Raw genomic sequence first — 24838 nt, 5'->3', positions numbered from 1 at the left:
ACTCCCCGGGCGGGTCCGCCCCGTCGGCGACGACGGCGTCTCCGTCGGCCGACGGGCCGCACGGTCCCCGTCGGCCGCATCGACCCCGTCGACCCCGCGGCTCGGGCCTGCCGCACCTGATGCTCGTGCCCTGGGCGCTCGTGGTGCTCGTACCCCTGGTCTGGATCCTCGCCTCCTCGCTGAAGACCAACGAGGAGATCTACAACGACCCCTTCGGCCTGCCGGGCGAGCTGCGACTGGGCGTGTACGTCGACGCCTGGCAGCAGGCGAACATCGGCGCCTTCTTCACCAACACCGTGATCGTGGTCAGCGGCGGAGTGGTGCTGACGATGCTGCTGTCGGTGATGACCGCCTACGTGATGGCGCGCTATCCCTTCCCCGGCAGCCGGGTGCTGTACTGGCTGTACCTGGCGGGGATGACCTTCCCGGTGTTCCTCGCGATCGTGCCGCTGGTGCGGATCGTGCAGGGGCTCGGACTGTTCGCGACGAACCTGGGCCTGGTGCTCGTCTACGCCGCGTTCTCGCTGCCGTTCTCGATCTTCTTCCTCACCGGGTTCTTCCGCACCCTCCCCAAGGAGCTCGCCGAGGCTGCGTTCCTCGACGGCGCCGGGCACTTCGGGGTGTTCTTCCGGATCATGCTGCCGCTGGCACGGCCGGGGCTGATCTCGATCGGGGTGTTCAACGTGCTGGGGCAGTGGAACCAGTTCCTGCTCCCGCAGGTGCTGAACCCGCAGCAGGACGAGGAGCGCTCGAACTTCGTGCTCAGCCAGGGCCTGGCGGCGCTGGCCCTCGGGGAGAACTACGAGACCTCACCGACGTCGATGGCGCAGCTGTTCGCCGGGCTGATCATCTCGATGCTCCCGGTGCTGATCGTGTACGTCCTCTTCCAGAGGCAGGTGCAGGAGGGCCTGAGCGCCGGCGCCCTGAAGTAGCACCCGGGGCCCCACGCCGGGCCGTCCGCCCTGCCCGCGCCGCTCGCCCTGCCCCACATGCCATGATGCCCAGCACACGGGCCCGGCCCCGTCCGGGAGCCCACGACCAGGAAGGCCCCATGCCCTCGACCTCACCCGACGCACCGGGTTCCGGCGCCCCGGGGACGGCGCATCCGCCCGTCCTCGCGCTGCTGCGCACCTCGCTGCCGACGCTGCCTCCGCAGCTGCAGCGCCTGGCGGTGCTCGCCCTCGAGTCCCCCGCCGAGGTGGGGCGGATGACCATCACGGAGTACGCCGAGCGCGCCGGCGCCTCTGCCGCCTCGGTGACCCGGCTGTGCCGCACCCTCGGCATCGAGCGGTTCACGACGCTGCGCACCGAGCTGGTGCTGGCCGCGGAGCGACCCGCCGCCGGCGGCGGCCCGCGGGTCACCGGGGACATCACGTCCGAGACTCCGCTGCCGGAGCTGATCGCCAGCCTCGGCGTGCTCTCCACCGGCTCGATCGAGGAGACCTCCCGTCTGCTGGACCCGGCCGAGGTCGCCACGATCGTGCAGGCCCTCGGGGATGCCCGGCAGGTGTTCGCCACGGGCGCCGGCTCCGCGCACGTGGTCGCGGTCTCCCTCGAGCACAAGCTGCGCAGCCTCGGCATCCCGGCCACCACCTTCCACGATCCGCCGTCGGCCGTGATCGGGCTGGCGGCCTCCCGCCCCGGAGACGTGTTCGTGGCGGTCTCGGAGACGGGCACGGCGAGCGAGACCGTGCCGCAGCTGGCCGAGGCGAAGCGGCGCGGCTGCCTCACGGTGCTGATCACGAGGCTGTCCAGCTCCCCGGCCGCGGAGATCGCCGATCACGTGCTGCTCGCCGTGCAGGACCGGGCGCCGCTGCGCGTCGGCACGCTGACCAGCCGGATCGCCGAGATGTATCTCGCCGACGTGCTCGCCAGCGGGGTGGTGGTGCGCCATCACGAGCGCTCCCTCGAGGCGCTCTCCTCCGTCGAGGAGGCGCTCGAGCGGTACTGGTGAGCGGGGGCGGACCGACGCCGACGGTCCCCGCCCACCGTCCGGCCATCGGTGCCCCTCACAGCCGCCCCCGTCCACCCTTCCCTCGCACCGCCCCACCCAGGAGTTCCTGCATGACCAGTCCCGCCCTGCCCGCCCCGTCGGCCGATCTCGCGCCGCTGCGGGTGATGAGCTTCAACGCGTTGTTCGCGACCGACACGACCACCGCGGCCGATCCCGGGCACTGGCCCCACCGCGCCCCCGCGATCGAGGCGCTGCTGGCCGCCGAGCGCCCTCACCTGGTGGGACTGCAGGAGATGCAGGAGCACACCTTCGGGCCGGTCGAGCGGGGACTGGGGCCGACGTACCGGCGCCTCGGCATGGGTACGCGCGGCGGCAGCGACGGGCTGATCAACCCGATCCTCTACGACACGGACCGCCTCGAGCTCGTGGCCTGGAACCAGTTCTGGCTCTCGGACAGGCCGCGCGAGATCGGCTCGGCGACCTGGGGGAACGCCGGCCCGCGGGTCGCGGTGTGGGCGCGCTTCCGCGACCGCGAGACCGGCGGGGAGCTCGTGCACCTGAACACCCACCTCGACCATGTGATCACGCAGGCGAAGGTCAAGGGCGCCCAGCTCATCGCCGACCACCTGCGCCAGTTCCACCTGCTGCACCTGCCGGCGCTGGTCACCGGCGACTTCAACTCTGTCGCCGGGGACTCCCCCGCCTACGAGGTGCTGGTCGAGGAGTTCGGCCTGCAGGACACCTGGCGAGAGGCGGCCGAGCGCACCACGCCCGGCTGGGGCACCTTCCCCCACTTCGGCGAGGTCGAGGTCTCCGACTTCCGCATCGACTGGATCCTCGCGAGCCCCGGCGTGGAGGTGCTCGAGGCCTCGATCAACGCCGAGCGGCCGGGCGGGGTGTTCCCGAGCGACCACCTGCCGGTGCAGGCGAGCATGCGGGTGCCGCTGACGGAGAGCTGAGCGGGCCCTCAGCTCCAGTCCGCGGTGCGCTCCTTCAGCTCCCGGTACGCCTCGAGCACCTGCGGCGTCGCGTCGGCCGTGACGATCCGCGAGCCGCTGATCTCCCAGGCCGGGGGCTCCTCGGTACCGGCGAGCGCCCAGGCGGCCTGACGGGCGGCGCCGAGGGCGACGTACTCCCCGTCGGGCGCGATCGTGACCTCGCGGCCGAAGATCGCGGGCGCGAGCTGCTGGACGGCGCGGGAGCGGGCGCCGCCGCCGATCAGGGTGATGCGACGGGCGGCCGTGCCGGTGCGCTCCTCGAGGGCGGCGATCCCGTCGGCGAGCGAGCACAGCAGGGCCTCGACGTAGGCGCGGGCCACGTCCTCGCGACTGGTGGAGGTGCTCATGCCGGTCAGGGTGGCGCGGGCGTGGGGCCGGTTCGGGGTGCGCTCCCCGTCGAAGTAGGGCAGCAGGGTCACGCCGCGCGCGCCGGGCTCGGAGGCGAGCGCCAGCTCGGCCATCTCCTCGTGGCTGACGCCGAGCAGGGCGCGGCCGGCCTCGAGGATGCGGGAGGCGTTGATGGTGGTGGTCATGGGCAGGAAGCGGCCGGTCGCGTCGGCGAAGCCGGTCACCGTGCCGCTGGCATCGCCGGGACGCGCATCGCTGACCATCGCGCACACCCCGGAGGTGCCGATCGAAACGGAGACGTCGCCGGGGCCCAGCGACAGGCCGAGCGCGGCGCCCATGTTGTCGCCGGTGCCGGCCGCGATCGCGGCCCCGGAGGCGGTGCGGGCCATGACGTCGTTCGGGGCTTCGGGCAGGCGCGGCAGCTCGAGGCCCTTCCCGAGCGCGGCCTCGACGAGCTCGGGCTTCCATGCCTCCTCGCGGGTGGAGTAGTAGCCGGTGCCGGAGGCGTCGCCGCGGTCGGTGAACGGGGCGGTGCCGGACTCGGCGAGGTGGAGGGAGACAAAGTCATGCGGGAGCAGCACCTGCGCAGCACGCCGCGCGTTCTCGGGCTCCTCGTCGCGCACCCAGCGCAGCTTGGACGCGGTGAAGGAGGCGACCATGAGGCTGCCGATCTCCTCGACGCTCGCCTGCGGCCCGCCCATCTCCTCGATCAGCGTGGTCGCGGCGTCGGCGGAGCGGGTGTCGTTCCACAGCAGCGCATCACGCACCACCTCGCCCGCCTCGTCGAGCAGCACCATGCCGTGCTGCTGGCCCCCGACGGCGAGGGCGTCGGCCCGCTCGAGCAGGGGGCCCGCCGCCTCGTCGACCGCCCGGAGCCAGGCGCGGGGGTCGACCTCGGTGCCGTCGGGATGGGAGGCGCGGCGCTCCTCGAGCACCTGCCCGGTCTCGGCGTCGACGAGCAGCGCCTTCGTGGACTGGGTGGAGGAGTCGATGCCGAGGACGAGGGGGGCCATGAGGGGTCCTTTGCGAGCGGGTCGGGACGGAAGAGCAGGTGAGACGGGGCCTGTCAGGCGGCCGGCGGGGCGCGGACGCGCACCGCGCACGAGGCCAGGGTACGGGCGAGGAGCGACCGGCCGCCCCGGAAGCCGGCCTCGGCCCGGGGCAGTGCCGGCGCGTGCGCGGGCCCGAGTCAGGCGCGGAAGCCGAGGAGGTGCTGCATGGCCAGCTGCTGCAGGCGCACGAAGCCGTAATTCCGCTCCCCTGCCGCATCGGCGTCGAAGTCCTCGAAGGTGGAGCGGTCCGCGAGGAGGTCCGCGAGGGTCTCGCCCTCGCCGAGAGTGGGCTGGGAGAGCTCCTCGATGCCGGAGTAGGCCATGGCCTCCTGCACCTCGGAGTCCTGACGGAACGCGATCGCGCGCTCCTTGAGCATCAGGTACATCTCCATGTTCGCGGCCGCGGAGTCGTACTGGCCCTGCTCGTGCTCGGTGCGGGAGGGCTTGAAGTCGAAGTGGCGAGCGCCCTCGTAGGCGCCGGGCTTCGAGGGGAAGCCGTTCTCGAGCAGGTCCACGGTGAAGAACGCGCTGATCAGGTCGCCGTGGCCGAACACGAGGTCCTGGTCGTACATCGGGCCGTGCTGGCCGTTGAGGTCGATGTGGAAGAGCTTGTCGCTCCACAGCGCCTGGGCGAGGCCGTGGGTGTAGTTCAGGGTCGCCATCTGCTCGTGGCCGGTCTCGGGGTTGATGCCCACGATGTCGCCGTGCTCGAGCTGCTCGATGAAGGCCAGGGCGTGGCCGACGGTGGGCAGGAAGATGTTGCCGCGGGGCTCGTTGGGCTTGGGCTCGAGGCCGATGCGCAGGTCGTAGCCCTTGTCCTTGATGTAGCCGGCGACGGTGTCGAGGCCCTCGCGGTAGCGCTCGAGCGCGGCGTGGAGGTCCTTGGAGCCGTCGTACTCGGAGCCCTCGCGCCCGCCCCACATCACGAAGGTGCTCGCGCCGAGCTCGGCGGCGAGGTCGACGTTGGCGAGCACCTTGCGCAGGCCGAAGCGGCGCACGGAGCGGTCGTTGGAGGTGAAGGCGCCGTCCTTGAAGACGGGGTGGGCGAAGGTGTCGGTGGTGACCATCTCGATCACCAGGCCGGTCTCCTCGGTGACCTTCTTCAGCTGGTCGATGATCCGAGAGCGCTCCTCGGGGGTGGCGTCGAAGGGGATCACGTCGTTGTCGTGGAAGGTGAAGCCCCAGGCGCCGAGCTCGGCGAGTTTGCGGACGTGCGCGGTGAGCTCGAGCGGCGGGCGGGTGGCGGAGCCGAACTGGTCCTGGGCCTGCCAGCCCGTGGTCCACAGGCCGAAGGAGAACTTGTCGTCACGGGTGGGGGTGGGGGCGGTCATGGGGTGCTCCTCGGTGGTGGTCGACGGCGTCGTCGGGGGTGCTGCGCACGGCGGCGGTCCACCGTGGCGGGGTGCACCCCTTCCCTTAGTAAGTTTCCGTTACTAATCTACGCATGGGAGGCTGTCCCGCACAACCCGGGGAGCCGACGAACCCCGAACGCCGACGACGACGACGAGCACGGACGAGCACGAGAGGACGGACCCGATGCAGTCCACCCACCTGCGCGAGCACAACCTCTCCGCCGTGCTGCGCGCCCTCCAGACCGCCCCCTCCCCCACCTCCCGCGCGGGCCTCGCGACGCTCACGCAGCTCACCAAGCCCACCGTCTCCAAGCTCGTCGAGGAGCTGATCGGCGCGGGCCTGGTGACCGAGGGCGAGCCGGTCGCGGCGGGCGCCGGGCGGCCGATGGTGCCGCTGCGCCCCGCCTCCGGGACGCTGCTCGCGATCGGGCTCGAGATCGCCGCTGACCACATCTCCTGCCTCGGCATCGACCTCCCCGGCGCCGAGCTCGCGCGCCGCACCACCTACCACCGGGTCGCCGAGGGCACGGCCGAGGACGCCCTGACACTCGCGGCCCAGCTCGTCCACGAGGTGCGGGAGCAGGCGCCGGGGCTGCCGGTGGTCGGCGTGACCGCCGCGATCCCGGGCCGCCTCTCCCCCGAGGACGGCCGGATCCTCTCCGCCCCGGGCCTGGACTGGGCGGACGTCCCCGTCGTCGTCCGCCTGCAGGAGCTGCTGGCGCCCGCGGACTGGCCCGTCGGCGCCCAGAACGACAACCGCCTCTCGGTGCTCACCGAGATCGACCGCAGGCCGGGAGAGTCGTTCCTCTACGTGCGCGGCTCGACCGGCGTCGGCGGCGCGGTGGTGCTGGACGGCGCGATCCTCGAGGGCGCGCACGGCTGGGCCGGCGAGTTCGGGCACACGGTCGTCGCGCCCGACGGGCGGCGCTGCCGCTGCGGGCGGCGCGGCTGCCTCGAGGCCTACATCTCCTACCTCTCTCTGGTGCGCCAGGCCGGTCTCTCCGACGAGGTGCGGATCGAGGACCTCGTCGAGGAGCTCGCGCGCAGCTCGAGCCGTGCCGAGGTGATCGGCGTGATCGGCCGCTCGCTCGGCCTCGCGATCGCCAACGCCCTGAACGTGCTGGACCTGTCCACGGTGGTGCTCTCCGGCTATCTCGCACCGATCGCGGAGGAGATCTCCCCGGTGGTGCAGGAGACCGTGGACCGCCACGCCCTGGCCGCCGAGGCCGGCCCTGTCGCGATCGAGCGGGCCGACGGCCTCGCGGACCCCGCGCTGCACGGCGCGGCGCGCGCGGCGCTGCAGCCGGTGTTCGACCGCCCCGTCTCCTGGATCGAGAGGAAGCACCCTTGATCGTCCTGACCCGCCGGTCCCCTGCCGATTTCTGATCAACAACATGTCCACGGCCACCGGCACGTGATTCCGACCCCGACCTCGAAGGAGACGTCCCCGTCGTGACCTCGACGCCTGCCCGCTCGACCCCCCTGAACGTCGGCCTGATCGGCTACGGCTTCATGGGCGCCGCCCACTCCCACGCCTGGCGCACCGCGCACCGCTTCTTCGACCTGCCGGCCTCCCCGATGCTGCACACCATCGCGGGCCGCACCGCCTCCGCGGTCGCCGACGCCGCCGAGCAGTACGGCTTCGCCCGCCACACCACCCGCTGGCAGGAACTCGTCGAGGACCCGGAGATCGACGTCATCGACATCTGCACCCCGGGCGACACCCACCACGAGATCGCGCTCGCCGCGCTCGCGGCCGGCAAGCACGTGCTGTGCGAGAAGCCGCTGGCGAACTCGGTCGCGGAGTCCGAGGAGATGGCCCGCGCCGCGGCCGACGCCGCAGCCCGGGGGATCCGCTCGATCTGCGGCTTCTCCTACCGCCGCACCCCGGCGCTCGCCTACGCGCGCCAGCTGGTGGCCGACGGGTTCGTCGGCGAGATCCGGCAGGTGCGCGCCCAGTACCTGCAGGACTGGCTCTCCGACGCCGACGCCCCGATGACCTGGCGGCTCGACAAGGACAAGGCCGGCTCCGGGGCGCTCGGGGACATCGGCGCGCACGTCATCGACCTGACCCAGTGGCTCACCGGGCTCGACATCGAACAGGTCTCCGGCACCCTCGCCACCGTCGTCCCCACCCGTCCCGCGGCCGGGACCGCGCAGGGCCTCGGCGGGAAGGGCGATGCCTCCGGCGAGCGCGGCCAGGTCACGGTCGATGACGTCGCCCTGTTCTCCGCCCGCTTCGCCGGCAGCGTGCTCGGCGCCTTCGAGGCGACCCGCATGGCGCAGGGCCGCAAGAACGCGATGCGCGTGGAGATCAACGGTGCGAAGGGCTCGATCGCCTTCGACTTCGAGCGGATGAACGAGCTGGAGATCTACGACGCCACCGCCCCCGCGGGCCGCCAGGGATTCACCCGCGTGCTCACCACCGAGCCGGAGCACCCCTACGCCGCGGCCTGGTGGCCCACCGGCCACGGCCTCGGCTACGAGCACACCTTCACCCACGAGATCGCCGACCTGGTCCGCGCGATCGGCGAGGGCACCGACCCCTCGCTGTCCTTCGCCGAGGCGCTGCACGTCCAGCGCGTCCTCGCCGCCGTCGAGGCCAGCGACGCCGACGGCTCGCGCTGGACCCCCGTCGAAAACCCCACCACCGAGGAGACCACCGCATGAGCACCGCACCCACCCGAGTCGCCCTCGTCGTCCGCGGCGGCTGGGACGGCCACCAGCCCGTCGAGGCGACCGACATGTTCCTCCCCTTCCTCGAGGAGAACGGGTTCAGCGTCCGCATCGAGGAGTCCCCGGCGATCTACGCCGACGCCGAGTACATGGCCACGGTCGACCTGATCGTCCAGTGCAACACCATGAGCACCATCGAGCGGCCCCAGTTCGAGGGACTGCGCGCCGCGATCGAGGCCGGCACCGGCATGGCCGGCTGGCACGGCGGGATCGCCGACAGCTACCGCAACGAGTCCGACTACCTCACCCTCATCGGCGGGCAGTTCGGCTGCCACCCCGGCAAGCACCCCGACGAGCGCACAGGCGAGCAGGCCGACAACTACGTCCCCTACACCGTGAACATGCTCCCGGAGGCCGCGGACCACCCGATCACCGCCGGGATCAGCGACTTCGACCTGGTCACCGAGCAGTACTGGGTGCTGGCCGACGACTACTGCGACGTCCTCGCCACCACCACCCAGAAGGTCCGCGACTGGGATCCCTGGCACCGCGAGATCACCTCCCCCGCGCTGTGGACGCGGCTGTGGGGCAAGGGCCGCATCTTCGTGACCACCCCCGGGCACCGCGTCGAGGTGCTCGAGGACCCGAACGTCCGCACCCTCGTAGAGCGCGGCATGCTCTGGGCCGCGCGCGGCAGCGACATGCCCTACGGCGACCACGGCAGGACCCGAGCGAAGGAGGCGACCCGATGAAGGTCGGCATGATCGGCTGCGGGGTCATCTCGCGCCAGTACCTGGAGAGCTTCGACCGTCTGCCCGACGTGCAGCTGGTCGCCGTCGCGGACCTCGACCGCGCCCGCGCGGAGGCCGCGGCCGAGGGACGCGAGGGGGTGCGGGTGCTGACCGTCGACGAGCTGATCGCCGACGCCGAGGTGGACACCGTCCTGAACCTCACCATCCCCGCCGCGCACGCCGAGGTGGACCTGCGCGCGATCGCCGCGGGCAAGAACGTCTACTCGGAGAAGCCCTTCGCCGTCACCACCGAGGAGGGCACCCGCGTGCTGGAGGCGGCCGTCGAGGCGGGCGTCCTCACCGGCTCAGCCCCGGACACCGTGCTCGGGACCGGCACGCAGACCGCCCGCGCGGTGATCGACGACGGCGTGATCGGCACCCCGATCGCGGCGACCGCCACCATGGTCACCCCGGGGCATGAGCGCTGGCACCCGCAGCCGGACTTCTACTACGTCCCCGGCGGCGGCCCGCTGCTGGACATGGGCCCCTACTACATCCACGCCCTGGTCACGCTGCTGGGCCCGGTCGAGGCCGTGATCGGTGCGGCGAGCCGGCTGCGCACCGAGCGCACCATCGGCTCCGGACCCCGCGAGGGCGAGACCATCCCTGTCACCACGGACACGCACGTCACCGGCGTGCTGGTGCACGAGTCGGGGGTGCTGTCCACGCTCGTGATGAGCTTCGACGCGGTCGCGACCGCCGCCCACCCGATCGAGATCCACGGCACGGCCGGGTCCCTCGCCGTCCCGGATCCGAACCGCTTCGACGGGGACGTGCGCCTGCACGCGCTCGGCGGCGAGAGCTGGGAGACCCTCCCCGTGACCGGCGGCTACGAGCGGGCCGGGCGCGGGATCGGGCTGCAGGACATGGCCGTGCGCGGCGCGGACCTGCGGGCCTCCGGCGAGCTCGGCCAGCACGTGCTCGAGGTGATGAACGGAGTGCTCGAGGCCGCCGCGTCGGGCACGCGCGTCGAGATCACCAGCACCGTCGAGCGCCCGGCGGCGGTGCCGCTGACCGCGGCCGACGGCGCGGTGGTCGGCGGCTGACGACGGGGCCGCTCACCCGAAGGACAGCGGCAGCATCGCCCCGCGCGGGCCGAGCTCCTCGAGCTCGGCCCGCTGCGCATCGGTGAGGCTCTCGCGCCCGGTCGCTCGGCGCAGCGCGTCGGCGTCGGACCATCCCGCAGGCAGCCGCACCCGAAGCCGGCGCTCGACCATGTCGCGGGCCTCGGCGAGTCCGGCGGCTGGCGGAGGGGCGGGGGCGCCCTCGGGGTCGAGGCAAGCGATCAAATCCAGGTGGTGCAGCGTCCACTCGAGCACATAGGCGTGAAGGAAGTCCCGCACGGTCAGGCTCATTCCCTGGGTGGTGACGGGCAGGTCCGGATCCGCGAGCAGCGCGGCCCGCTCGGCGGCCCCGCCGAGATCCTCCAGGTGTTTCCGAAGCAGTCCCGGATCCTCGTACGCGGCGGCGAGGCGCACGGTGAGGGCGTCGTGCGGATCGGTGCCGTCGGGCGGGGTGGGCGTCGGCGTCCAGCAGCTCAGCGCGTCCGCGGTCGGGGCGGTCTCCGCCGGGGTCGCCAACGTGATCAGCACGTCCTGGGCGTCGATCACGAGGTGGCCGACGAGGTCGCGCACCAGCCAGCCGCGGCATCCCGAGGGCAGGGAGAAGGCGTGCTCGGGCAGCTCGTGGACGGCGCGGCGCAGCGCGGCCCAGGTCGTGGTGAACAGTTCCATGGTCGAACGCTAGCCCTGCACGTTCCAGATGACCGGGACCAGCAGGATCTTCACCACCATCGCGAAGGCGAAGAGGGTGGCGTAGGCGGTCTCGATCCGCTCGTCGGCCTTGCGGGAGTTCGCGGCGTCCAGCACCGCGGGCTGGCCGAGAAAGCCCGCGACAGCGCCGGCGGAGCGCGCGGCGGAGAGGTCCAGCACCCAGCGGGCGGCCAGCAGCAGCACCACGCAGGAGAGCGCGGAGACGACCACGGACAGCAGCGCGGCGCGCCAGGCCATCGGCGAGGCGAGGACGGCGGCGACCTCGGGCCCGGCGGTGAGGCCGAGCGCGGCGAGGAACAGCAGCAGCCCCAGCTGGCGCACGGTGGTGTTCGCACCGCCCGGCAGGGACCAGACGATCGGGCCGGTGCGGCGCAGTGCCCCGAGGGCCATGCCGACGATCAGCGGTCCCGCGGCCGGGCCGAGGGAGAAGGCGCTCCCGCCCGGCATCGGCACGGTGACCATGCCCAGGCCCACGCCGAGCATCAGCCCGAGGCCGAGGGAGAGCACGTCCAGCTCGCTCACCTGGCGGTCGGAGTCGCCGAGGAAGCGGTGCACGGCGTCGAGCTCCGCCCGGTCCACGACCACGGCGATGCGGTCCCCGGGCTCGAGGATGAGGTCGTCGCGGGCCAGCAGCTCCAGGTCCCCGCGCCGCACCCGGGTGACCACGGCGCCGAAGCGGACGGGCAGGTTCAGCTCGGCGATGGAGCGGGAGGCGAGGTCCGGGTTCGAGACGGTCATGCGCGTGAACTCGACCAGGGAGCGGTCGTGGGCGACGTGCCGGGTCGAGCGCTCGCCGAGCTCGGCGACGACCTCCTCGACCGCCTCGGGCATTCCGACGGCGACCACCTCGTCCCCGGCCAGCAGGTCCTCGCCGGGCACGATCACGCGTACCGTGCCGTCCCGGCGCAGGTAGGAGAAGCGCACCCGCTGCTGGTACCACTGCGGCACGTCGCGCAGATTCACGGTGCGGTGGACGAGCACGGTGGTGGAGGCGAGGCTGGTCCCGGCGAGCGCGGGGGTGTCGCCCCGGCCGGGCCAGGCACGGCCCACGACCATGGAGACCAGCACGATCCCGACGATCACGCCGATCGGATAGCCGAAGGAGTAGCCGACGGACGGTCCCGCCGTGCCGGTCAGGCGCGAGGCGGCATCGAGCGCGGGGGCGGCGGTGAGCGCGCCGGTGAACAGGCCCAGGCCCAGGTCCCGCTCGATCCCGAGGGCGTGGCCGAGCAGGATCGTCGCGAGCGCGGCGATGACGGTGGCGACGGTCGCAGCGCCCAGCAGCGGCAGCTGCTTGTTCAGCGTGGCGAAGAAGGTGGCGCCGGCGGAGATGCCGACGGTGTAGACGAACAGGGCGAGCCCGAGGGTCTGCACGATCTGCATGCCGTCGCCGAGCTGCGGGGCGATCGCGGACAGCGCCAGGCCCGTGAACAGGGCGCCCGCGGCGCCGAAGCGCATCCGGCCGAAGGGGATGGCTCCGAGCACGGCCCCGGTCGCGACGACCAGGAACAGCGTGAGCAGGGGGCTGTTCGCGAGGGCGTCGATCACGGGGGTCCTTCCCGGGCCCGCCCTCGAGCGGGACGGGCGCGCTCGTGCACGGGCACCGCAGTGTGGGGGTTCAGGTCCACGATAGGCCCGTCGGCCGTGCCCGACGAGCCGGGGTTGTCCGAGGTCACGCCGGAAGGGAGGGCCGACGGAGGTCGCGGCCCGCGCGGCGGCGCCGCCCCGCGCGACTGGCAACCCCCGGCACTCCGCGCCATCGCACCTCGTGGTGCACGACACTGGTGGCGACTCCGACCGGGCCCCAGCCCGCACTCTCGACCGAAAGGACTGTCGATGGCCGTCTCCGAAGGTGCCAACTACGCCCCCGCCGCGATGCCGAAGCCGGTGGTCGAGCCCGGCGAGTTCGTGTTCGTCGCGATGCATCTCGACCACGGCCACATCGGCGGGATGACCCAGGGCCTGCTCGGTGCGGGCGGCACGCTGAAGTGGGTGTTCGACCCGCAGCCCGAGCGCGCCGCCGCGTTCAAGGAGCAGTTCCCCGAGGTCACCATCGCCACGAGCGAGGAGGAGGTGCTCTCCGACCCGGAGGTGCACCTGATCGCCGCCGCGGCCGTCCCCGTGGACCGGGCCCCGCTCGGCATCCGCGTGATGGAGGCCGGGAAGGACTATTTCACGGACAAGACCCCGCTGATCTCCCTCGAGCAGCTCGCCGAGGCGAAGGCGGCCGTCGCGCGGACCGGGAAGAAGTACATGGTCTACTACTCCGAGCGCATTCACGTGGAGGCCGCGGTGCTCGCCACCCAGCTCATCCAGAAGGGCGCGATCGGCAAGGTCCTGCAGGTCACCGGCATGGGCCCGCACCGCATGGGCGATCCCTCGACCCGTCCCGACTGGTTCTTCGAGCGGGCCCGCTATGGCGGCATCCTCACCGACATCGGCTCGCACAACTTCGAGCAGATGCTCACCTTCACCGGCTCCGAGGACGCGGAGATCCTCTCCTCCTCGATCGGCAACTTCGGCCACCCCGAGCATCCCGAGCTCGACGACTTCGGCGACGCGCACGTCGCGCTCTCCTCCGGGGCGACGGGCTTCGTCCGCGTGGACTGGTTCACCCCGTCGGGCCTGCGCACCTGGGGCGACGGCCGCACCTTCGTGGTGGGCACCGAGGGCTACCTCGAGCTGCGCAAGTACGTCGACGTCACCACCGACAACGGCCCGAACCAGGTCATCCTCGTGGACTCCGAGGGCGAGCACCGCCTCGAGGCCGACGGAAAGGTGGGCTACCCCTTCTTCGGCGAGCTGGTGCTGGACGTGCTGAATCGGACCGAGAACGCGATGACCCAGGAGCACGCCTTCAAGGCCGTCGAGCTGGCGCTCAAGGCCCAGGGGGCGGCGAAGGAGCTCACGGGCCGCACGGCCTGAACAGGCTCGCCCGGGACACGCCTGGCCTCACGGACGAGGGGCCGGACGGCGCAGCCCGGCCGTGTGCTGTCCGCGACCGTCTGCAGCGCCTCGAGCCCCGCGGCGATCGAGGGCCGGCGCGAGGAGCCGGCGCGGATCCCGGCAAGCGGGACACCGACCTCTGTGAGGCGCACGGCCAGCGCGTGCTCATGGCGCCTGCCCTGTTCACCTTCGGTGACGAGGACGAGGTCGCCACCGCGCTCACGCGGCCCGGGCCAGCACGCTCTCGCACATCGCCTGCACGCAGTCGGCAAGGCGGAATCCTGCCCCGCCCGTGGTGGCCGCGATCCGTCCGGGGTCGCGGCTGTCGGACGTGCCCGGGGCGCTGCCATCCGCCGAGGCGTCGTCGTCGACCGGTCCGTCGCCTATGGCCCCGCCGGTGGCCGTCGTGCCGGTCCCTCCCTGAGCACTGGGCGCCTCTACGCTCCTCGTCACCTCCGGGCGGAGGATCAGCCGCTCGAGCATGGCGGGCCATCGCGCCTGCACTGGCCGGCCGCCGGCATCGAGCACCTGGAATCGGGGGCCCACGCCGCCCGGCGCAGAGGCGGCGCGGACCAGCCGCAGCCCGCCCTCGTGGACCATCACGTGGTGGCGCCGGCACAGCAGCGCGAGCTCGTCGAGATCCGTCGGCCCGCCCTCCGACCAGGGCGTGAGGTGGTGGGCGTCGAGGTGCTTGCTCTGGTGGCAGCCGGGGAAGACGCAGGTCCCGTCGCGGAGTCGCAGGGCGCGGCGCTGGGCCCGGGAGGCGAGGCGCCGGGCGCGGCCGAGGTGGAGGATCTCGCCGTGGACGTCGGCGAGGGCGAGCGAGACCTTCCCGGTGCAGGCGAGGCGTTCGGCGGTACGGGGCTCGAGGGGTCCGCCGCCTGCGACTCCGCAGCGCGGAAGCGTTCCCGCGGGAACGCGTTCGGAGAGTGACTCGGCGTCGACCTGCACGACCACGAGATGGCGATCCTCGCCGGAGCGGTCATCTGGCTCGGCGGCGAGATAGGTGCGGGCAAGGTCGTGGAGGGCGTCGGCGCGACGCTGGTCGAGGGTCGCCTCGGTCGTGATCTCGGCGCAGCGCTCGGCGATCGCGGAGGAGCCGTCGTGGTCGGGCTCTGCCGCGGCGCGCGAGGATGAGGCGGAGCATGCGGCCGTCCCAGTGCTCGAGGGCGGGGCCGTGCCGTCGCGGTCCAGCGCCAGTTCGAGGGCGGTGAGGAGCTCGGCGCCGGTCTCCGCGGGCAGGACCGCGCGGATCTCGACCATGCCGTCCTCCCGCACATGCCAGCGCGCCTCGCGCCGCGAGTCCTGGTCGAGCCGGGAGCCGTCGACCGCCCGGAACGAGGAGACCGTGCGCGCGAGCTGGGAGGCGGTCATCGCGCGCGCCATCTCGACCAGGACCTCCTCCTCGACGCGATCCGCGACGCGGGTGATCTCGCGGACCTTGGAGTAGGAGAGCCTCCCTGCACGGAACTCGGCGACGGTGAGCGGCAGCGCGGGCAGCGCGCGGGCGACGCGGAGGTGCTCCCGCGCGGTGCCAGCGGCCATCGAGCAGGCCCAGCCGAGCCAGTGCGCGGTCGACTTCAGCCCCTCGTAGAACCGCACACCCTCGCGCGTGTCGAACTCCGCGAGCATCAGCAGGAACTCGCACGTGGCCTGGGCGATCACCGCGGCCTGGTTCTGGATCCGTCGGCCGAGCCGCTCGGCGTCCTCGCGGTCGAGCCGCGGGGGCGGAGCGGAGCCGGGCGAAGGCGGGTCGACGTCGGGGCTGGGCGGTGGTGGGGCGATGAGGGTCATGACGTCCTCCGACCGAGTGACGGGAGTGCGGTCCTCCAGTCCAGTCGAGGAAGGCCTGGAGTTCATCCCCACCTGCGCCGATGTGGATCGATGCCCGCTGTGGAGGAAAGGTCGCGCAGGCGCGAGTTCGCGCGGAGGAGGAGAAGGCGGACAGCAAGGAGGCCGAGACGCACGGCCGACGGCTTCGCGCTCCACGAGGAGGGGTCGCGGGGCGGGCACGGGACGAGGTGCGGAACGGCGATGAGGGTGCTCAGGCCGACAAGGGGCGGCGAGGCGGTGAGCACCCCCTTGCCATAGTTAGCAATGCAAACTAGTATCGACCCTCGTGACCAGAACACCGCCTTCCACCCCCTCCCCGCAGACCCCTGCCGGCACCACGTCGGGGCCGGAGGGCGATGCCGCACTGGACGCCGCGACCCCGTCGGCCGCCGATCCCGCCCTCGCCGAGCTGCCCCAGCACCTCGCGCTCGTGTGCAGCCAGTTCGCCCGGCTCGCCGCACGCCGCTCGGAGGTGGGCGTCGGCTCGGTGTCCTGGCGGGTGGTGGCGACGATCGAACGCCTCGGGCCGCTGCGCCTGAGCGAGATCGCCGAGCGCGAGAGGGTCTCCCGCCCCACCGCGACCACCGTCATCAAGCGCCTGGAGGAGGAGGGCCTGGTGCGCCGCGAGGCGGACCCGACCGACTCCCGCTCCTCCCTGGTCAGCACCACCGAGGCCGGCTCCGCACAGCTGGCCGCCTGGCGCGGACAGCTCGCCAACGGTGTCGGCGCCCTCCTCGAGCCCCTGCCCGAGGAGGACCTGGCGACCCTCGCCCGCGCCTCCGAGCTCCTGGCCCGGATCCTCGAGTCGCACGACGGCTGAGCCGCCGCACCTCGCCCACCCCTTCCCCTCCCCGGAAAGAAGTCCCGCATGACCACGACCCCCCAGGCCGCCGCGCAGGCGGCCCCGTCGGCGCCCACCCTGCGCGACGCCTTCCACCAGCCGCGCGCGGTGTGGGCGATCGCCTTCGCCGCGACCGTGTCCTTCATGGGCATCGGCCTGGTGGACCCGATCCTCCCCGCGATCAGCACGCAGCTGGACGCCTCCCCCTCGCAGGCGATGCTGCTGTTCACCAGCTATCTCTTCATCACCGCGATCGCCATGTTCTTCACCAGCTGGTTCGCCTCCGCCGTCGGCGTGAAGCGCACGCTGATGATCGGCCTCGTGCTCGTGGTGCTCTTCGCGGCGCTCGCCTCAGGCGCCGGGTCCGTCAACGAGATCATCGGCCTGCGGGCGGGCTGGGGCCTCGGCAACGCGCTGTTCATCTCGACCGCCCTCGCCGCGATCGTCGGCGCGACCGCGGGACCGAGCGGCGGCGCGATCATCCTCTACGAGACCGCGCTCGGGATCGGCATGGCTCTCGGTCCGCTGCTCGGCGGCCTGCTCGGCTCGATCTCCTGGCGCGCCCCGTTCGCCGGCACCGCGGTGCTGATGGGCATCGGCGCGCTCGCGATCGCGGTGCTGCTGCAGCGCGAGGCGAAGCCCGCGCACGTCTCGCCGCTCGCGGCGCTTAAGGCGCTGGGGAATCCGGCGCTGCGCACCCTGGCGCTGACCGCGATCTTCTACAACTTCGGCTTCTTCACGCTGCTGGCCTACTCGCCGTTCCCGCTCGAGGCCGCCGCGGCCGCGCACGGCATGGAGTTCGGCGCGATGGGCATCGGCGGGGGGTTCTTCGGCTGGGGCCTCGCGCTCGCGATCACCTCGGTGTTCGCCGCGCCCGTGCTGACGCGACGCCTGGGCCTGATCCCGACGCTGCTGACCACGCTCGGCCTGCTCACCGTGCTGATGGTGGCGCTCGCCCTGGTCCACGCCTCGATGACCGCGATGACCGTGCTGATCGTGATCGGCGGCCTGCTGCTGGGCATCATGAACACGGCGCTGACCGAGACGGTCATGGAGGCCACCGATCTGCCGCGCGGCGTGGCGAGCTCGGCCTACTCGGGCGTGCGCTTCCTGGGCGGCGCGATCGCCCCGGCCGTGGCCGGACCCCTCGCGGCGGCGACCACCGCCGGGGCCCCCTACCTGCTCGCGGCGCTCGCCCTCGCGCTCAGCATGGCCATTCTGACGATCGGCCGACGGCACCTCGCCGCGGTCGGCCAGGAGCACCACCTGAGCGCCGCCGAGGAGGCCGAGGCGATCACCGCCGGCGACGAGGTCTGACAGCCGGCGGGCCGGCCGGCGAGCGGGTCGGCCGACGGGCGGGGCCCCGGGATGCGAGGAGACGTCCCGGGGCCCGCTCGTCGGGCCGTCGGCCGCGGAGATTCCCGTCGGACGCCCGCCTTGTTAAGCTGTTGCGTGTTCCGAAACATGCGTTCTGTTATGCGAAACGCACGGTGAGGGTGCGATGCTCGATCGGCACCCCCGCCACCCTCGGGACATCGCATCGCGGCGTCCCCGCGATCTCGCATCGACCAGGAGGTCCCGTGTCCGACGTCGCCCCCGCACCCCGGCTCAACCGCTCCCGCCTCGGCGGCCTGCCGCAGCTGGGCGCCTCCGCCCCCCTGGACCCGGCGCGTGCCGGCATCATCCACCTGGGCCTCGGCGCCTTCCACCGTGCGCACGCCGCCGTGCACACCGCCCGCGCCCTCGCCGCGGAGGAGGGCGACTGGGGCATCATCGGCTTCGCGAACCGTTCGCGCTCGGTGATCGAACCGATGATGCGCCAGGACGGGATCTACTCCGTCCTCGAGATGTCCGACGCGGGCACCCGCGCGGACCTGGTGGACGTGCACCGCGGCTTCGGCGTGATGACCGAGGAACCGGGCCGGGTGGTGCGCGAGATCGCGGACCCGCACCGCCGCCTGCTGACCCTCACCGTCTCCGAGGGCGGCTACTACGTCTCCCCGCGCACCGGCCGGCTGGATGTGGACGACCCCGCCCTGCGCGCCGATCTCGAGGGCGCCGGCACACCGCGCACCGTGATCGGCCTGCTCGCCCGGGGCCTCGGCGCCCGCGCCGAGGGCGGGGAGCCGTTCACGGTGCTGCCCTGCGACAACGTCTCCGCCGCCGGCCGCACCGCACGCCGAATGGTCGAGGAGTTCCTCGAGCTCTCGAACGCCCCCGAGGACGTGCTGCGCTACGTGCAGGAGCGCGTCTCCTTCCCCGACGCGATGGTGGACCGGATCGTCCCGGCGACGACAGCGGCCACGAGCGACGAGGTCGCCGCGCTGCTGGGCGTGCGGGACGAGGCCCCGGTGCGCGCCGAGCGGTTCTCGATGTGGGTGGTCGAGGACGACTTCGCCGCGGGACGCCCCGCCTGGGAGCGCGGCGGCGCGATCCTCACCCCCGACGCCTCCGAGGTCGAACGCTACGAGCAGGTCAAGCTCCGCCTGCTCAACGGCCCCCACTCCCTGATCGCCTATCTCGGGGCGCTCGACGACCGGGTCATCATCCCCGAGTCCTTCGACCAGGCCTGGATCGCGGAGGCGACGATGCGCCTGATCCGCGACGAGATGCTGCCCACGATCGACCAGCCCACGGGATTCGACCCCGACGCCTATCTCGAGGACCTCGCGCACCGCTGGCACAACCACGACCTCGGCCACCGCACCCGCCAGGTCGGCTCCGACGGGTCGATGCGGCTGCCGCAGCGGATCCCCGTCCCGGCCCTGCACCACCTCGAGGCCGGCCGCACGCCCGCGCTGCTCGCCCTCACCGTCGCCGCCTGGTTCGCCTGCGTCGTCCCGCCGCGCGGGTTCGATCCCGGCGAGCAGGCGCGCACGATGACCGACCCCGCCCAGGCCCGTCTGCAGGAGATCGCCGCCCGGGCGACCTCCCCGGCGGAGCATGCGAGGATCCTGCTCGAGAGCGGCTGCCTCACCGAGGAGCTCGCCGCCCGCGAGGAGTTCACCGACCTGGTCGGCGCACTGCTGACCACCCTCGTCACCTCGGGTCCGCGCGCCGCGGCCGCCGAGGCCATGGACGCATCCCTGAAGGAGAACCGCTGATGAAGGCCCTGTTCATCCACGCCGCCGAGGACGCCCGCCTCGAGGACGTCCCGACCGTCGAGCCCGGGGAGGGGCAGGTGCGGCTGAAGGTCGCCTACGTCGGCATCTGCGGCTCCGACCTGCACTACTACTACAACGGCGCGAACGGCGCCTATGTCATCACGGAGCCGCTGATCCCGGGCCACGAGCTCTCGGCCGTGGTGGACCTGGACCCCAGCGGCGAGCTCGCCCCGGGCACCCCCGTCACCGTGCACCCGGCCCGCTACGGCACCAGCGCCAAGGGCATCGAGGACCGCCCTCACCTGTGGCCGGGCGGCGACTACCTGGGCAGCGCCTCGGTGACCCCGCACCGTCAGGGCGCCGCCGCCGAGTTCCTCGTGATCGACCGCGCGAACCTGCGCGTGCTGCCCGAGTCGCTGCCGCTGGAGCGGGGTGCCCTGGCCGAGCCGCTGGCCGTGTCCCTGCACGCGGTCACGATCGCCGGCGACGTGACAGGCAAGGACTGCCTCGTGCTCGGCGCGGGGCCGATCGGCCTGCTCGCCGTCGCCTCGCTGCTGCACCGAGGCGCCGCCTCCGTGCACGTCACCGACGTGCGCCCGGAGCCGCTCGAGCGCGCAGCCGCCCTCGGCGCGGAGCGCACGATCCTGGTCACCGAGGAGACGCCCGAGGCGAACTCCTACGACGTGGTCCTCGAGTGCTCGGCCGCGCCGGTCTCGCTGTCCTCCGCGGTCCAGGCCGTGCGGCCCGCGGGGATCATCGTGCAGGTCGCGATCCTCCCCGACACGGACATCCCGGTGAACCTCGCCGCGCTCGTGTCCAAGGAGGTCCAGCTGCGCGGGACCCAGCGCTTCGACACCGAGATCGACGAGGCGATCACGCTGCTCGAGAGCGATGCGCGCTTCGACGCCGTGGTCACCCAGACGATCCCGCTCGAGAAGGCGGCGGAGGCCTTCGCCACCGCGCGGGACGCCTCCCGATCCGCCAAGGTGCTGCTGGCCCTCTGAGCCCGTCCGCCGCCCGCCCGACCTCCCAGGAGACCCGCATGACCGACACCGCCCGCTCCCCGCTCCCCGAGCGCACCGCCGCCGCCCGCCTGATCGTCGTGATCCGGGGACGTGAGGCGGACCAGTACGCCCCGGTGCTCGAGACGCTCGCAGGCGCCGGCATCCGCTCCGTCGAGCTGACGCTGTCCACGCCCGGCACGCTCGAGACGCTGCCGGAGCTGCTCGAGCGCTTCGGGGACCGGATGGACATCGGGATCGGCACCGTCACGGACCCGTCGGACCTCGCCACGGCCGTGCGGCAGGGCGCGCACTACATCGTCACCCCGATCACCCGTGCGGACCTGCTCGAGGCGGCCGCCGAGGCCGGCATCGCGATCGTCCCCGGCGGGCTGACCCCGTCCGAGCTGCACGCGGGCTGGGCCGCGGGGGCGGCGGCGGTGAAGGTGTTCCCCGCCTCCGTCGTGGGGCCCGGCTACGTGAAGGACCTGCGCGGCCCCTTCCCGGGGATCCGCGTGGTGCCCTCGGGCGGCGTGGACCTCGAGGCGGCGCAGGCCTGGCTGCGCGCCGGGGCCGACGCGGTCTCCGTCGGCGGGCCGCTGCTGGGCGATGCGCTCTCCGGCGGGAGCCTCGAGGCGCTCGCGGAGCGGGCGGCGCAGTTCGTCGCCGTGACCACGCGCGAGGCCGGGGCATGAGCGCACGCGCCCGCGTGGTGACCGTCGGCGAGACCATGGCGCTGCTGCGCAGCAGCACCATCGGCTCGCTCGCGCATCTCCCGTCGGTCGACATCTCCCTGGGCGGCGCCGAGTCGAACCTCGCCATCGGACTGCAGCGCCTGGGGGTGCAGGCCGCCTGGATCAGCCGGGTCGGGGCCGACCCGCTGGGCACGCGGGTGGTGCGGGAGATCCGGGGCGAGGGCGTCGAGGTGCGCTGCGCGGTGGATCCCGAGCGGCCGACGGGGCTGATGCTGAAGTCCCGCCCTACGGGCACGACCACCCGTGTGGACTACTACCGCGCCGGCTCCGCGGCCTCCGCCCTCTCCCCCACGGACCTTCCCGACGGGTTGATCGAGGAGGCGGAGATCCTGCACGTCAGCGGCATCACCCCGCTGCTGTCCCCGTCCGCACGGGAGGCCGTGCGCATCGCCGTCGAGCGCGCGGTCGCGGCGGGCACCACGGTGAGCCTCGACGTGAACCACCGCTCCCGCCTGGGCTCCGCCGAGCATCTCGCCGAGCTGCTGGGGGACGTGCTCGAGCACGTGGACGTCCTCTTCGGCGGCACCGAGGAGCTCGCGCTGCTGGCCCCGCAGGTCGACGGCAGCGATGCCCGCGCGCTCCTGACCGCGCTCGCACGGCCCGGCCGCGAGGTGGTCGCGAAGCTCGGCCCCGACGGCGCGGCGGCGCTCGTGGACGGGCGGCTGGACGAGACGGCCGGGCATCGCGTGGACGTGGTCGACACGGTCGGGGCCGGGGACGCCTTCGTCGCCGGCTACCTCAGCGCCAGGCTGGACGGGCAGGACGTGGCGGGCCGGCTCGAGCGCGCGAACGCCTGCGGGGCGCTGGCCTGCACCGCTCCCGGGGACTGGGAGGGGGCGCCCGACGGCGCGGCGCTGGAGGCGTTCCTGCACGGCGGGGAGGCGGATCCGGTCTCGCGGTGAGCGGGGCGGCGCGAGGACTCCACGCCGGATCCCGTGCGCCGGTCAGCGCTCGAGCGAGTGTCTCGACCTCGCCTCGACTCCTCGGATGTGCTCCCCCACAGCGCGCCGGGCGCTCTCCGGGTCGCCGGTGGCGAGCGCGCGCCGCACCGCGTCGTGTTCGGCGAGGGACACCTCGACGTCATCGACGCCCTCGGGCCCGAAGAGCCGGAAGCGCTGCACGTGGACGGGCAGCGATTCCAGCGCGGAGCGGAGGAACCTGTTCTCGCACGCCTGCCCGATGAGGGTATGGAACTCGGCGCTCAGCTCCAGGTACTCGCGATAGTTCTCGTAGGCCGGGCCGACCTCCACTCGGCGCGATCGCTCCAGGTTCTCCCGAAGGGCGTCGTCGAGCCCCTCTGCGCCTGCGGCCTGGGCGGCGATCTCCGATTCGAGGAGCAGCCGCGCATGCATGAGCTCGACGACCTCCTTGTCGGAGAGGAGGGGCGCGACCGCGTAGCCGCGCATCGGCGCCCGGACCACCAGCTGGGATCCGGCAAGTCGCCCGAGGGATTCCCTGATCGGGGTCTGGCTCACGCCGAGCCGTGCCGCCAGGGCCTGGACGCGAAGCGGCGCCCCGGGGGCGAGGGACCCGTCCATGATCATCTCCAGGAGTCGATCGTGGACCGCATCGGTCAGCGGGACTCGAACAACTGTCTCATCCACCATGATTCTCCTCGTCTTCGGAAGCAGCTGCTGTCTCGCCGCGTCGACCGGCACCCCGGCGGAAGTGCTCGAGCACGACGCTGTGGTCCTGCTCCCCGTCTCCGGACTGCACGATCTCGTCGAAGACTCCCTGCAGCATGCGCGTCAGCGGAGCGTGTGCCTCGAGCCGCTCGGCGGCGTCGGAGGCGTAGACGAGATCCTTGAGCTGATTGGCGGCGCTCCCGCCCAGGCTGTAGTCGCCGTCGAGCAGCTTCTCCTTCTTCAGGGAGAGCACTGCACTGGAGGCGAGTCCTCCCTCGAACACCTCCATGAGCAGCCTCGGGTCCACCTCTGCCCGCTCCGCCAGGGCGATGGCCTCGCCGATCGCGCTCAGCGTTCCGGCCACGACGACCTGGTTCGCGAGCTTCACCAGCGACCCGGTGCCGGGACCCCCGAAGCGGACGACCGTGCGGCCGAGCGCTCGCAGAACGGGTTCGAGCTCGACGAAGTCCGACTCCTCGGCACCGACCATGAGGCTGAGGGTCGCCTCCCGCGCCCCGCGGTCCCCGCCGGACATCGGTGCGTCGGCCACGCGGATGCCCCACGGCGCGAGGTCGGAGGCGAGCTCCTCCACCTGCGCCGGCGACGTCGTCGACATGATCACCAGGAGCGGGCGGACGCGGCTCCATGCCTCTAGGACCTCCTCGGTGAGGTTCCCGCGCAGGTGGGGCACATCGGGGAGGACCGACAGGATCACGGCCGCGTCGATCCTGGCCAGCCCGTCGCGGACCTCGGCGCCCTCGTCCGCGAACGGCCGAGCGATCTCTCGGGTCCTGTTCCACACCTGGAGCGGGATCCCGGCGCGCACCAGGTTCCGAGCGATCGGTGCGCCCATCGGGCCGAGCCCGAGGACCGCTGTCGTGCTGGCCATGACATTCACACCTTGTCGTCGATGGTTGCGGGAACACTCCGGCCTGATTATATATTGTGTACTATCTGGTCCGACCAGACGTCCCACTGCGAGGAGGCAGCCCCGATGGCGCTGACGCCCTACCCGGCATCCGATTTCCCCACCACCCCCACGGCGATCGTCACCGGGGCCGCGTCCCCGCGCGGCATCGGCCGCGCGACCGCACATCGGCTCGCAAAGGACGGCTGGGCCGTCGCGGTGATCGATCTCGACCAGGCGGCCAGCGAGGGCGTCGCGGCGGAGGTCGCCGATCGGCACGGCGTTCCCACCCTCGGCCTCGGGGTCGACATCAGCGACGAGAAGGCGGTGGGTGAGGCCGTCTCCCGCATCGAGGCCGAGCTGCCCCAGATCGTCGGCCTCGTGAACAACGCGGGGGTCTCGTCGCCCGTCCCGTTCCTCGAGGTCACCTCGGAGGAGTGGAAGCGGGTCATCGACATCAACGTCAACGGCACCTTCTACGTGACCCGCGCCGTCGCTCCGATCATGGTGGAGCATTCCCTCGGTCGTATCGTGAACATCGCGAGCGCCTCTGCGCAGCGAGGCGGCGGGGTGTACGGCCGCGCGGCGTACTCGGGGTCCAAGGCAGCGCTCATGGGGATCGCCAAGACCCTCGCGCGGGAGCTCGGCCCCTACGGGATCACGGCCAACACTGTCTCCCCCGGCTCGATCGACACCGACATCATGGGCGGCCGACTGACCGACGAGCGCAAGGAGTTCCTCCTGAAGGAGCTCCCTGTGGGACGAGTCGGCACCGTCGACGACGTCGCCGGCGTCATCAACTTCCTCCTCGGTCGTGAGGGCGGCTATCTCACCGGCGTGACCTACGACGTCAACGGCGGCTCCCACATCGCCTGACCGACCT

General features: G+C 72.9%; 22 protein-coding genes. 15 read left to right on the top strand and 7 right to left on the bottom strand.

What is annotated here, in order from left to right:
- The 3 genes from HMPREF3159_RS07310 to HMPREF3159_RS07300 form a co-directional block, all read left to right on the top strand.
- On the top strand, positions 1-932 hold a 932-nt coding region (locus tag HMPREF3159_RS07310), incomplete at its 5' end, for a carbohydrate ABC transporter permease (RefSeq protein ID WP_210388853.1).
- Between the two features lie 119 nt (positions 933-1051).
- On the top strand, positions 1052-1954 hold the full coding sequence (locus HMPREF3159_RS07305) for a MurR/RpiR family transcriptional regulator (protein ID WP_070500419.1): 903 nt from the start codon (positions 1052-1054) through the stop codon (positions 1952-1954).
- A 110-nt stretch (positions 1955-2064) separates the two neighbouring features.
- Positions 2065-2913 (top strand): endonuclease/exonuclease/phosphatase family protein, encoded by an 849-nt coding sequence (locus HMPREF3159_RS07300; protein ID WP_083305851.1) that lies wholly within the window; start codon positions 2065-2067, stop codon positions 2911-2913.
- A gap of 8 nt (positions 2914-2921) precedes the next feature.
- Here the strand turns inward: HMPREF3159_RS07300 and xylB are convergent, their stop codons facing one another.
- Both xylB and xylA read right to left on the bottom strand, forming a co-directional pair.
- A complete protein-coding gene (gene xylB, locus HMPREF3159_RS07295) occupies positions 2922-4313 on the bottom strand; it encodes a xylulokinase (RefSeq protein WP_070500417.1) in 1392 nt (463 codons plus the stop codon).
- Between the two features lie 176 nt (positions 4314-4489).
- On the bottom strand, positions 4490-5683 hold the full coding sequence (xylA, locus tag HMPREF3159_RS07290; RefSeq protein WP_070500415.1) for a xylose isomerase: 1194 nt from the start codon (positions 5681-5683) through the stop codon (positions 4490-4492).
- Positions 5684-5888: 205 nt separating this feature from the next.
- On the opposite strand from xylA, the gene HMPREF3159_RS07285 reads away from it, so the two are divergent.
- The 4 genes from HMPREF3159_RS07285 (at position 5889) to HMPREF3159_RS07270 (ending at position 10217) form a co-directional block, all read left to right on the top strand.
- Positions 5889-7055, top strand: coding sequence for an ROK family transcriptional regulator (locus tag HMPREF3159_RS07285; protein ID WP_070500413.1), 1167 nt, complete (start codon positions 5889-5891; stop codon positions 7053-7055).
- Positions 7056-7156: 101 nt separating this feature from the next.
- Complete coding sequence (locus HMPREF3159_RS07280) at positions 7157-8374, top strand: Gfo/Idh/MocA family protein (RefSeq protein WP_083305850.1); 1218 nt, start codon at positions 7157-7159, stop codon at positions 8372-8374.
- The gene (locus HMPREF3159_RS07275; RefSeq protein ID WP_070500412.1) at positions 8371-9132 is read left to right on the top strand and encodes a ThuA domain-containing protein; all 762 of its coding nucleotides are present in this window, start codon (positions 8371-8373) and stop codon (positions 9130-9132) included. The genes HMPREF3159_RS07280 and HMPREF3159_RS07275 overlap by 4 nt, the downstream gene beginning before the upstream one ends.
- Positions 9129-10217 (top strand): Gfo/Idh/MocA family protein, encoded by a 1089-nt coding sequence (locus HMPREF3159_RS07270; RefSeq protein WP_070500410.1) that lies wholly within the window; start codon positions 9129-9131, stop codon positions 10215-10217. The genes HMPREF3159_RS07275 and HMPREF3159_RS07270 overlap by 4 nt, the downstream gene beginning before the upstream one ends.
- A gap of 12 nt (positions 10218-10229) precedes the next feature.
- On the opposite strand, the gene HMPREF3159_RS07265 is transcribed toward HMPREF3159_RS07270, so the two are convergent.
- Both HMPREF3159_RS07265 and HMPREF3159_RS07260 read right to left on the bottom strand, forming a co-directional pair.
- Positions 10230-10904: a maleylpyruvate isomerase N-terminal domain-containing protein gene (locus HMPREF3159_RS07265; protein ID WP_070500409.1), complete on the bottom strand. Its 675-nt coding sequence runs from the start codon at positions 10902-10904 to the stop codon at positions 10230-10232.
- A gap of 9 nt (positions 10905-10913) precedes the next feature.
- The gene (locus HMPREF3159_RS07260; RefSeq protein WP_070500407.1) at positions 10914-12491 is read right to left on the bottom strand and encodes an aspartate:alanine exchanger family transporter; all 1578 of its coding nucleotides are present in this window, start codon (positions 12489-12491) and stop codon (positions 10914-10916) included.
- Positions 12492-12779: 288 nt separating this feature from the next.
- On the opposite strand from HMPREF3159_RS07260, the gene HMPREF3159_RS07255 reads away from it, so the two are divergent.
- On the top strand, positions 12780-13868 hold the full coding sequence (locus HMPREF3159_RS07255) for a Gfo/Idh/MocA family protein (protein ID WP_083305849.1): 1089 nt from the start codon (positions 12780-12782) through the stop codon (positions 13866-13868).
- 240 nt (positions 13869-14108) lie between these two features.
- Here the strand turns inward: HMPREF3159_RS07255 and HMPREF3159_RS07250 are convergent, their stop codons facing one another.
- Positions 14109-15683, bottom strand: coding sequence for an HNH endonuclease signature motif containing protein (locus tag HMPREF3159_RS07250; protein ID WP_070500405.1), 1575 nt, complete (start codon positions 15681-15683; stop codon positions 14109-14111).
- 325 nt (positions 15684-16008) lie between these two features.
- Between HMPREF3159_RS07250 and HMPREF3159_RS07245 the strand changes: the two genes are divergently transcribed.
- The 6 genes from HMPREF3159_RS07245 (at position 16009) to HMPREF3159_RS07220 (ending at position 22325) form a co-directional block, all read left to right on the top strand.
- Complete coding sequence (locus tag HMPREF3159_RS07245; RefSeq protein WP_246821539.1) at positions 16009-16542, top strand: MarR family winged helix-turn-helix transcriptional regulator; 534 nt, start codon at positions 16009-16011, stop codon at positions 16540-16542.
- 48 nt (positions 16543-16590) lie between these two features.
- Positions 16591-17880 (top strand): MFS transporter, encoded by a 1290-nt coding sequence (locus tag HMPREF3159_RS07240; protein ID WP_070500404.1) that lies wholly within the window; start codon positions 16591-16593, stop codon positions 17878-17880.
- A gap of 263 nt (positions 17881-18143) precedes the next feature.
- On the top strand, positions 18144-19667 hold the full coding sequence (locus tag HMPREF3159_RS07235) for a mannitol dehydrogenase family protein (RefSeq protein WP_210388852.1): 1524 nt from the start codon (positions 18144-18146) through the stop codon (positions 19665-19667).
- Entirely contained in the window at positions 19667-20671 is a 1005-nt protein-coding gene (locus HMPREF3159_RS07230) for an L-idonate 5-dehydrogenase (protein WP_070500402.1), read from the top strand. Before HMPREF3159_RS07235 ends, HMPREF3159_RS07230 begins: the two co-directional genes overlap by 1 nt.
- A gap of 38 nt (positions 20672-20709) precedes the next feature.
- Positions 20710-21363 carry a bifunctional 4-hydroxy-2-oxoglutarate aldolase/2-dehydro-3-deoxy-phosphogluconate aldolase gene (locus HMPREF3159_RS07225; RefSeq protein ID WP_070500401.1) on the top strand — a complete coding sequence of 218 codons (654 nt, stop codon included), beginning with the start codon at positions 20710-20712 and terminating at the stop codon, positions 21361-21363.
- A complete protein-coding gene (locus HMPREF3159_RS07220) occupies positions 21360-22325 on the top strand; it encodes a sugar kinase (protein WP_070500399.1) in 966 nt (321 codons plus the stop codon). The genes HMPREF3159_RS07225 and HMPREF3159_RS07220 overlap by 4 nt, the downstream gene beginning before the upstream one ends.
- Before the next feature lie 42 nt (positions 22326-22367).
- Here the strand turns inward: HMPREF3159_RS07220 and HMPREF3159_RS07215 are convergent, their stop codons facing one another.
- Positions 22368-23030: a GntR family transcriptional regulator gene (locus HMPREF3159_RS07215; RefSeq protein WP_070500397.1), complete on the bottom strand. Its 663-nt coding sequence runs from the start codon at positions 23028-23030 to the stop codon at positions 22368-22370.
- Positions 23020-23937, bottom strand: a complete 918-nt coding sequence (locus HMPREF3159_RS17040) for an NAD(P)-dependent oxidoreductase (RefSeq protein WP_070500395.1) — start codon at positions 23935-23937, stop codon at positions 23020-23022. The genes HMPREF3159_RS07215 and HMPREF3159_RS17040 overlap by 11 nt, the downstream gene beginning before the upstream one ends.
- A 105-nt stretch (positions 23938-24042) precedes the next feature.
- On the opposite strand from HMPREF3159_RS17040, the gene HMPREF3159_RS07205 reads away from it, so the two are divergent.
- Entirely contained in the window at positions 24043-24831 is a 789-nt protein-coding gene (locus tag HMPREF3159_RS07205) for an SDR family NAD(P)-dependent oxidoreductase (RefSeq protein ID WP_070500393.1), read from the top strand.
- Positions 24832-24838 lie beyond the last annotated feature (7 nt).

This window comes from Brachybacterium sp. HMSC06H03 (genome assembly GCF_001807385.1).
Taxonomy (GTDB): domain Bacteria; phylum Actinomycetota; class Actinomycetes; order Actinomycetales; family Dermabacteraceae; genus Brachybacterium; species Brachybacterium conglomeratum.
The sequence above is the reverse complement of the archived record's forward strand: the minus strand, read 5'-3'. Positions and strand labels throughout refer to the sequence as shown.